This window comes from Amycolatopsis sp. NPDC005003 (assembly GCF_053600695.1).
The window spans coordinates 1-8,515 of record NZ_JBSGAI010000106.1 but is presented as its reverse complement, the minus strand read 5'-3'; the positions used below and the strand labels follow the sequence as shown (position 1 = coordinate 8,515).

6 protein-coding genes are annotated in these 8,515 nt (G+C 73.0%); 5 read left to right on the top strand and 1 reads right to left on the bottom strand.

Annotated features, from left to right (window positions below; genetic code table 11):
- Positions 1–2,290: PQQ-dependent sugar dehydrogenase (locus ACWED2_RS48190; protein ID WP_449697218.1), on the bottom strand; the 2,290-nt coding region annotated here is incomplete at its 3' end.
- A gap of 401 nt (positions 2,291–2,691) precedes the next feature.
- Between ACWED2_RS48190 and ACWED2_RS48185 the strand changes: the two genes are divergently transcribed.
- The 5 genes from ACWED2_RS48185 to ACWED2_RS48165 all read left to right on the top strand — a co-directional run bounded on the left by ACWED2_RS48185 (position 2,692) and on the right by ACWED2_RS48165 (position 8,389).
- Complete coding sequence (locus ACWED2_RS48185) at positions 2,692–3,546, top strand: NmrA family NAD(P)-binding protein (protein WP_449697217.1); 855 nt, start codon at positions 2,692–2,694, stop codon at positions 3,544–3,546.
- Positions 3,547–3,593: 47 nt separating this feature from the next.
- Positions 3,594–4,115, top strand: coding sequence for a PadR family transcriptional regulator (locus ACWED2_RS48180; RefSeq protein ID WP_449697216.1), 522 nt, complete (start codon positions 3,594–3,596; stop codon positions 4,113–4,115).
- Positions 4,112–4,792, top strand: coding sequence for an ABC transporter ATP-binding protein (locus tag ACWED2_RS48175; protein WP_449697215.1), 681 nt, complete (start codon positions 4,112–4,114; stop codon positions 4,790–4,792). The genes ACWED2_RS48180 and ACWED2_RS48175 overlap by 4 nt, the downstream gene beginning before the upstream one ends.
- Positions 4,793–4,847: 55 nt before the next feature.
- Positions 4,848–7,052 (top strand): FtsX-like permease family protein, encoded by a 2,205-nt coding sequence (locus tag ACWED2_RS48170; protein WP_449697214.1) that lies wholly within the window; start codon positions 4,848–4,850, stop codon positions 7,050–7,052.
- Between the two features lie 74 nt (positions 7,053–7,126).
- The gene (locus ACWED2_RS48165; RefSeq protein WP_449697213.1) at positions 7,127–8,389 is read left to right on the top strand and encodes a hypothetical protein; all 1,263 of its coding nucleotides are present in this window, start codon (positions 7,127–7,129) and stop codon (positions 8,387–8,389) included.
- Positions 8,390–8,515 lie beyond the last annotated feature (126 nt).

Below are 8,515 nucleotides of genomic sequence, written 5' to 3'. Positions count from 1 at the left end.
GTCCGATCCCGCTGAATCCGGCCCACAGGCCGATCGCCTTGACTCGTTCCTGTGGAACGGGATGCGCGGCAGCGAGCAGAGCCAGCGAGGCAGGGTAGGTCGCCCCCGTCGACGGCGCGACGACGTTCTGCGTCCGCGGCCCTCCGTGCGCCCAGCCGGTGAAGGCGTACTTCATGTTCAGCGGGGGCACGTTCTGCGGGCTGTTCGCGCTGATCGAGTTGGTGGACCCGGCGATCACCGTCCGCGAGAACGGCGTCCGCTGCTGGGTCCCGCCGACGGTGAGCAGTGCCTGGCTGGGGCTCGAGGTGAAGTTCAGCGTCACCGTCTTCGGCTGGAGGTCGATCGTCTTGGACCCGGTGCGGCCCGTCGAGTCCGTCGCGGTCAGCGTCAGCTGCAGGTACGACGGGTACTCGTGGTCCGGCGCGACGAACGACCCCGCCGCGACGCCGGGGAAGTCCTGGACGTTGTGCGTGTGGCAGGTGCCGTTGGTCGCGCAGTGCCGGATGGCCAGCCGCCAGGACAGCGCCGAGGGCGGCAGCTCGCCGTCCTGGGCGTCGACGGCGCGGCCGGAGAACGGCACTGTCTGCCCGACCGACCAGGTCAGCGTGGCGGCGGGCGCGTCGATGACCGGCACGGGGTCGAGCCCGGCCGGGGTCCCGACGGTGACCCGGACCGTCGTGGTCGCCGAAGCGCCGTGGGAGTCGGTCACCCGCAGGCCGGCGTCGACCGCCGCCGCGGTGGTGTAGGTCCAGGTGGGCCGCGGGTCCGCGGAGTCGTCGTAGGCGCCGTCCGCGTCGAGGTCCCACGCGTAGGACAGGGTGTCGCCGGCGTCCGGGTCGCTGGAGCCGGTGCCGTCGAACCGGACGGTCAGCGGCGCCGGCCCGCTGGACGGCGTCGCGGTGGCCGCGGCGACCGGTGGCCGGTTGGTCCCGCCGGCGTAGCTCACCCGGCGCAGTTCGCCGCTGCCCAGCGCGACGTAGAAGAGGTCGCCGCCGGGGCCGGTGAGCACCTGCACCGGCGTGTTGACGCCGGTCACGAAGGGCACCAGCTTGCTGGGACTGGGCTGGCCGCCGACAGTCTGCATCGCCCAGATGCAGCCGCGGGAGGAGTCGGCGAAGAACAGCGCACCGGCGTACTCGGCCGGGTAGGTGCTGCCCGACTCGAAGGCGATCCCGCTGATCGAGGAGCCACCGGTGGGGCACGGGTCGGTGGCGACGACCTTGGCGCTGTGGTTGTAGGCGTAGTACGGCGCGGTCTGGCCGCCGGCCGAGTACAGCGATTCGCAGCGGTCGAGGTTCGCGCCGTCGTAGCCGGCCTGGCGGGCGGTGCCTTCGAAGCAGGGCCAGCCGAAGTTCTCGGCCACGGCGTCCCCGGCGTTCGTCACGCGGTTGATCTCTTCCCAGGTGTTCCAGCCGACGTCACCGGCCCACAGTTCGCTGGTGCCGGGCCGGAACCCGAACCGGAACTGGTTGCGGGAGCCGTAGGCGATGACACGCCGGGCGTTGGCGTCGGTGCTGCCCGCGAACGGGTTGCCGGGCAGGCCGTCGCCGGTGTCCGGGTCGATCCGCAGCAGGGCACCGTTGAGCAGCACCGGCTGGCCGGCGGCGCGACGCGGGGACTGCGACCGCAGCGCACCGCCTTCGGCCGACGGCGGCGTGAGGTTCGTGCCGGCCGGCGCGGGCGGGTCGGCGCAGGGGTTGCCGACCTGGCCGTAGTCGGCGAAGTTGAAGCTGGCGCCGTCGCCGCCGCCCGCGTACAGGGCGCCGTCCGGGCCGAAGGCGAGTGCGCCGATCGAGTGGCTGGGGTACTGCTGGCACCAGCCGGTGACCAGCGGCTTCTCGCTGACCGCTGTCCCGTCCGGGCCCATCGTGAGCTGCGAGACCCGGCCGGTCACGACACAGCCGGCGTCGGTGGCGCCCGGTGGCGTCGGGCAGGTGTCGCCCCACTTCGGCGCGGTGCCGCCCGGGAGGGCGTCGAGGGTGTAGGAGACGTAGACGTACGGCCGGGCGGGGAAGGCCGGGTCGACCGCCAGCCCGAGCAGGCCGCGGTCCCAGAAGTCCTGCGTCTGTGTGCGCAGGTCGGCGAACACGGTCGCGGTCGGATCCGCCAGGTTGTCGAACACCTTGACCAGGCCGCTCTTCTCCGCGACGAACACCCGCCCGTCGGGAGCGAACGCGGCGGCGGTCGGCGAGCTGAGACCGCCGATGGCGAGTGAGTCGGTGAAGCCGGCCGGCACGGCGGCGGCAGCGGGCGTCGCGGCGGCGAGGGCCATCGCGAGGGGTACGACCACCCCCACGGCCAGTGCGCGTCTTGATCTTCGGGGCATCGGGGAACGACGTGGACCCATCACGAAACTCCTCCTGCGGCGGGGACCGGACTGGCGCGGACGCCGTCCGATATGGCGCGCGAAGTCCGAAAGCTGTTACGCCGAAGCAAGAAATAGGCACGAACAGCTCAATCTCGTTCGAGGTCAACGACTTGCCGCCGCTCGCGCGGATCTTTCGTCGCGGCCATGCCGGGAACGGGGAGGTGCCGCGCGCCCGCGGGCGGAACTGCCCGAAGGCGGCGGCGCACGTCGTGACGCGCAGCGGGCCGCCCGTTCGCCGGCGGCTGATTCCACCGGTATCCCTACGGTGGTATCACTGGTGCTATCGTCGCTAGTATCAGTGTAAACACACGAAGGGGTGCACCATGATCGTCGTCACCGGGGGGACCGGGCAGCTCGGGTCGCGGATCGTCGACCGGCTGCTCGAGCGGGTCCCGGCCGCCGAAATCGGGATCAGTGTCCGCGAACCGGAGCGGGCGGCCGGCCTCGCCGCCCGGGGTGTCCGCGTCCGCCGTGGCGACTTCGCCGACCCGGCTTCGCTCGCCGAAGCATTCGAGGGTGCGGCGCAGGTCCTCGTCGTTTCGACCGACGAGGCGGGCGAGCGGGCCGTGACGCACCACGTCCGCGCGATCGAAGCCGCGCGAGAGGCGGGGGCGAAGCGCGTCCTCTACACCAGTCACCAGGCCGCGGCGGCCGATTCGCTGTTCGCTCCGATGGTCGACCACGCGGCCACCGAGCGGCGGGCCGAAGGAGTGCCGTTCACCGCGCTCCGCAATGGTTTCTACGCGAGCACCGTGCCGCTGCTGCTGGGGGCGGCGCTCGAGACCGGCGAGCTGGCCGCGCCGGCCGACGGGCCGGTCTCCTGGACCGCCCACGCCGACCTCGCCGAAGCCGCGGCGATCATCCTCGCCGACGAGGGCCGGTTCGACGGGCCGACCCCGCCGTTGACCGCGCCGGTGGCGCTGGACCTCGAGGAGGTCGCCGCGCTGTTGACCGAGCTGACCGGCCGGTCCGTCCGGCGAGTGGTGGTCTCCGACGATGCCTGGGCGGCCGGGTTGGCCGGGCACGGGGTTCCGGCGGCGCGGGCGGAGCTGCTGCTCGGGATGTTCCGGGCGGCTCGGCGTGGTGAGTTCGCCACGACCGGGCCGGACCTCGAAGCCCTGCTCGGCCGTCCGGCGACGCCGCTGCGGGCCGTCTTGGCGGAGGCGCTGTCACTATAAACCGGGTGTATAAACTCTAGCTATACACACCGTGTACAGTCGCCGGCATGTCGATCGGACTGACGCTGCTCGGGCTGCTGGAAACCGGCCCCCGGCACGGCTACGACCTGAAACGGGCCTACGACGACCGCTTCGGGCACGACCGCCGGGTGCACTACGGCCAGGTCTATTCGACGCTGGCCCGGCTGCTGAAACAGGGACTCGTCGAGGCCGACGGCGTCGAGGTGGACGGCGGACCCGAGCGGAAGCGCTACGCGATCACCGAAGCCGGGGTCGCCGACGTCGCCGGCTGGCTGGCGACCCCGGAGAAGCCCGACGCGTACCTGCACAACACGCTGTACACGAAGGTGGTGCTCGCGCTGCTGTCCGGGCGGCCCGCCGCGGAGGTCCTCGAAGTCCAGCGGGCCGCCCACCTCGACGCCATGCGCGAGCTGACCCGCCGCAAGACCGGTGGCGACCTCGTCGACCAGCTCATCTGCGACCACGCGCTGTTCCACCTGGAGGCCGACCTCCGGTGGCTGGAACTCACGGCGGCCCGGCTCGACCGGCTGGCGGAGGAGATCGCATGAGTGAGCTCCTGCTCGAAGCCACCGACGTCCGGAAGGCGTACGGGCCCACCGAGGCGCTGGCGGGCGCGGGCCTGCGGGTGCGCGCGGGGGAGATCGTGGCGCTGATGGGCCCGTCCGGGGCCGGCAAGTCGACGCTCCTGCACTGCCTGGCCGGGATCGTGCTCCCGGACGCCGGGGCGGTCCGCTACCGGGGCGCCGACCTCGCCGCGATGCCGGACCGGGCGCGCTCGGCGTTGCGCCGCACCGAATTCGGGTTCGTCTTCCAGTTCGGGCAGCTGGTCCCCGAGCTCACCTGCCTGGAGAACGTGGCGCTGCCCCTGCGGTTGAACGGCGAACGCGGCCGGGCCGCCGCGCAGCGCGCGCGGGCGGTGCTGGCGGAACTCGACCTGTCCGGCGTGGCCGGGAAGCGGCCGGGCGAGGTGTCCGGCGGGCAGGGCCAGCGGGTGGCGGTGGCCCGCGCGCTGGTGACCGCACCGCGGGTGGTCTTCGCCGACGAGCCGACGGGCGCCCTGGATTCGCTCAACGGCGAGCAGGTGATGCACCTGCTGACGACCGCGGCCCGCCAGCGCGACGCGGCGGTGGTCCTGGTGACGCACGAGGCCCGCGTGGCGGCGTACTCCGACCGCGAGGTGGTCGTGCGCGACGGCCGCACGCGACAGTTCGAGGTGACCGGGTGAACCGGCCTCGGGTGGCGGGCGTGCGGGTGTGGCCGGGTTTTCCGGAGGTGACCGGGTGAGCCGGCGGTGGGTCGCCGACCTGCTCCTCGGCATGCGGCTCGCCCTCGGGGGCGGTGGTGCGCGGACCGCGCTGGTGCGGCTCGCCCTCACCGCCGTCGGGGTCGGCCTCGGGGTCGTCGTCCTGCTCAGCGCGACGTCGTTGCCGCACCTTCTCGACACGCGCGCCGACCGGTCCGCCGCGCGCACGCCCCGGTTCACGGCCGCGAGCGGCGTCGATCCGCTCCTCGCCGTCGGCCGGGCCGACGAGTTCCGCGGCCGGGGGCTGCAGGGCTACCTCGTGCAGCCGACCGGCCCGCACCCGCCCGCCGCGCCCGGCGTCGGCCGGCTGCCGGGGCCCGGTGAGGCCGTGCTTTCGCCCGCGCTCGCCGCCCTCCTGCGGTCGCCGGAGGGAGAGCTGCTGCGCCCGCGGTTCCCGCACCGGGTCATCGGCACCATCGGCGACGCCGGGCTCACCGGCCCGAACGAGCTCTACTTCTACCTCGGCTCCGACACCGTCGCCCGGCATCCGCAGGCTTTCCCCGTCGGAGAATTCGGCAGCCGCTCACACCGGCGCGGCCTCGAACCGGTCGAACTGCTGCTGGCCGTGCTGGGCGCGACCACCTGCCTGGTGCCGGTGTTCGTCTTCGTCGTCACGAGCACCCGGCTCGCCGCGGCCGCCCGCGACCGGCGGCTGGCCGCGCTGCGCCTGGCCGGCGCCGATCGCGGCCAGGTGCGGCGGATCGCCGCCGGCGAAGCCCTGCTCGGCTCGGTCGCCGGGCTGGTGGCCGGCGCCGGGCTGTTCCTGCTCGTGCGCGCGTTCGTCCCGGAGATCACCGTGTCCGCCTTCCGCGGCGGCATCTTCGCCGCTGACGTCGTGCCCGACTGGCGCCTCGCCGTCCTGGTCCTGCCGGCGCTGCCGCTGCTGGCGTGCGCGGCGGCCGTCTTCGCGCTGCGGCGGGTTGTCATCGAGCCGCTCGGCGTCGTGCGGCGCGGGACCCGGGTGCGCCGGAAACTCTGGTGGCGCCTGGTGCCCCTGGCCGCCGGCGGCGCGCTGGCGGCCGGCGGGCTGGGCACCGGCGACCCCCGGGATCCGCTCGTGATCGGCGGGGTGGTGCTGATCCTCGCGGCCCTGCCCGTGGTGCTGCCGTGGCTGGTCGAACGGGTCGCGGGCGTGCTCGGCGGCGGCTCGCCGGCCTGGCTGCTGGCCGTGCGCCGGCTCCAGCTGGACAGCGCGACGGCGGCCCGCCTGGTCAGCGGCATCGCCGTCGTCCTGGCCGGATCCATTGCCCTGCAAGGGGTGTACGCGCGGGCCGAGAGCGACCGCCCGTCGCGGCCGGACGCGAGGGTGCTCGCGACCGCCTTCGCCACGAGCCTCGCCGACGTCCAGGCCTTCACCGCCGCCCTGCACGCCCTGCCCGGGCTCGCCGGCCTCCCGGTGACCACCCGCGGCCTGGTGCGGAACGCGGCCGGGCACCCGGCCTCCGTGATCGTCGGCACGTGCGCCGAGCTCGCCATCGCGGACTGCCGCGACGGCGACGTCCACGCGGCCGGCGCGACCGCACCGGGCCCCGGGGAACAGCTCTGGTTCGGCAACGCCGGGTCGGCTCCACAGTGGACGGTTCCGGCGGCGGGGTACCACCGCACCGGCGGGGAAGAACCGGGAATCCTGTACGTCACACCGTCGGCGCTGGCCACCGCGACCGGTCTCGGGCTGAGCTCGAACGCCACGATCCCCGCCGCCGGGCCGGAACTGGTGGAGCGGGTGCGCAACGTCGTGGGCTGGAACGGCGTCGTCAGTTCGCTGGGCACCGAACGGGACGGCACGGCCGCGCTGATCACCCGGGTCCTGTCGGTGGGCTCGATCCTGGTGCTGCTGCTCGCCGCGGGCAGCCTGCTGATCGCCGCCTGGGAGCAGCTGCGGGAACGTCGGCGCAGTCTCGCCGCGCTCATGGCCAACGGCGTCGGGCGCGGGGTGCTCGCCCGGTCCCTGCTGTGGCAGCTGGCGATTCCGGTGGCGGTGGCGGTGGTCGTCGCCGTGCTCGCCGGGCTCGGCCTCGACTGGCTGCTGCTCACCATGGTGGTGCACCGTCCGATGGTGGTTGACGTGGCGGCCATCGGCGTCCTCACCGCTACCGCGGCCGTCGCGGTGCTGGTGGTGACCGCGATGACGCTGCCGGCGTTGTGGCGCACCGCGAGCCTCGAACAGCTGCGGGAGGAATGACGGCGCCGGGTCGGTACAAGGGCCGTACAAGGCCGCTGTATGGATTTTGAACTGCCGGCTGGCGTACTCCTGCCATGCGAACTCCGAAAGCGATCCTCCTCGCGCTGGCCGTGGCGGCCGGCGTGCTGGCGCTGCCCGGGACGGCGAGCGCCGCCTACAGCGACCCGCTGACCACGACCACCAAGCAGAACCTCGTGTGGCACGCCACGCCGGCCGCCGCGCTGACCGCGCTCGACAACGCGCTGCCGAACGTCAGCATGAACACCGTCGTCAACGACACCAGCTACAACATGACCGGCTGTACCACCGCGGAAAAGGCCTCGCTGCCCAAGGCGCCGGTGGCCACCAAGGCGATGTGCTGGGACGCCGACCGCGCCGGGTCGACGGCGTGGGTCCCCCAGGCCATCACGACCTCCGGCGACGCCGACGGCGACGGGATGTGGGGCGCCGACAAGGTCATCCTGTCCGGCTGGCACGGCACCGACGAACTCAGCACCGAACACGAGAACCGGTACAACGACGCGCGGATCCAGGCGATCAACTACAACGACCCCGCCAAGCCGTCGTACCGGATGCTGTACCTGGCCGTGCCCAACAGCACCGGCAGCAGCTTCTCCGCCGCCGAGGCGCACATGGGCGGGATGGCCTGGTACGGCGACAAGATCTACGTGACGGCCGTGGGCAACACCTCGACCGCCATCCGGGTCTTCAGCACCAAGCACATCCTGCAGATGACCGACACGACGTCGGGCGCGATCGGCAAGACGTCGTCCGGGTACGCGGCCTGGACGTACAAGTACGCGATGATGCAGATCGGCTACTACAGCTACGCGGGCGGCACCTGCAACATGGACTCCGACACGGCGGTGCCGTGCTTCTCGTCGATGTCGCTGGACCGCACCACCAGCCCGGCGAGCATCGTGACGTCGGAGTACTTCAAGGAGACGAACCTCCACGGCCGCCTCTTCCGCTACCCGATGGGCGACGACTTCCTCCTGGCGGCCTCGTCCGGGACGGTCCCCGCGACCGAGGCGTTCCGCAGCAACGTGGGCAACGTCCAGGGCGTGCTGTCCAACGGCGGCAAGTGGTACGTGGCCCACAGCTCGGCGACGATCAACGGCCAGCTCTGGACCCAGACCACGGCGAAGAGCACTTCGGCGACGTGCGGCACCGGGACGACGGCCTGCTGGGCCATGCACCCGGAGGCGTTGACGTACGACTCCTCGACGGGCCTCGTGTGGTCCATGGCGGAGTGGTCCACGGCCGAGTGCGCGGTGAAGGACCAGACCTGCGGCCGCTCGGTCTTCGCGGTGCCGCTCTCCTCGCTGGCCGCGTGACCCGACCGCACCGAAAGGCCGCCCCGGGAACCTTGGGTTCTAGCGGTGGTTGCAACACCTGAGTTGTTCAGGGGTTGTAGTTGTTCGAGATCCGTGAGGACCGGTCGCCGCAGGGGCCTCGGAAGT

Bases quoted from the DNA above. Each gene is read 5' to 3' on its own strand.
- ACWED2_RS48185 (WP_449697217.1), top strand. From the start codon at position 2,692: ATGATCGTCGTCACCGGGGGGACCGGGCAGCTCGGGTCGCGGATCGTC.
- ACWED2_RS48180 (WP_449697216.1), top strand. From the start codon at position 3,594: ATGTCGATCGGACTGACGCTGCTCGGGCTGCTGGAAACCGGCCCCCGG.
- ACWED2_RS48175 (WP_449697215.1), top strand. From the start codon at position 4,112: ATGAGTGAGCTCCTGCTCGAAGCCACCGACGTCCGGAAGGCGTACGGG.
- ACWED2_RS48165 (WP_449697213.1), top strand. From the start codon at position 7,127: ATGCGAACTCCGAAAGCGATCCTCCTCGCGCTGGCCGTGGCGGCCGGC.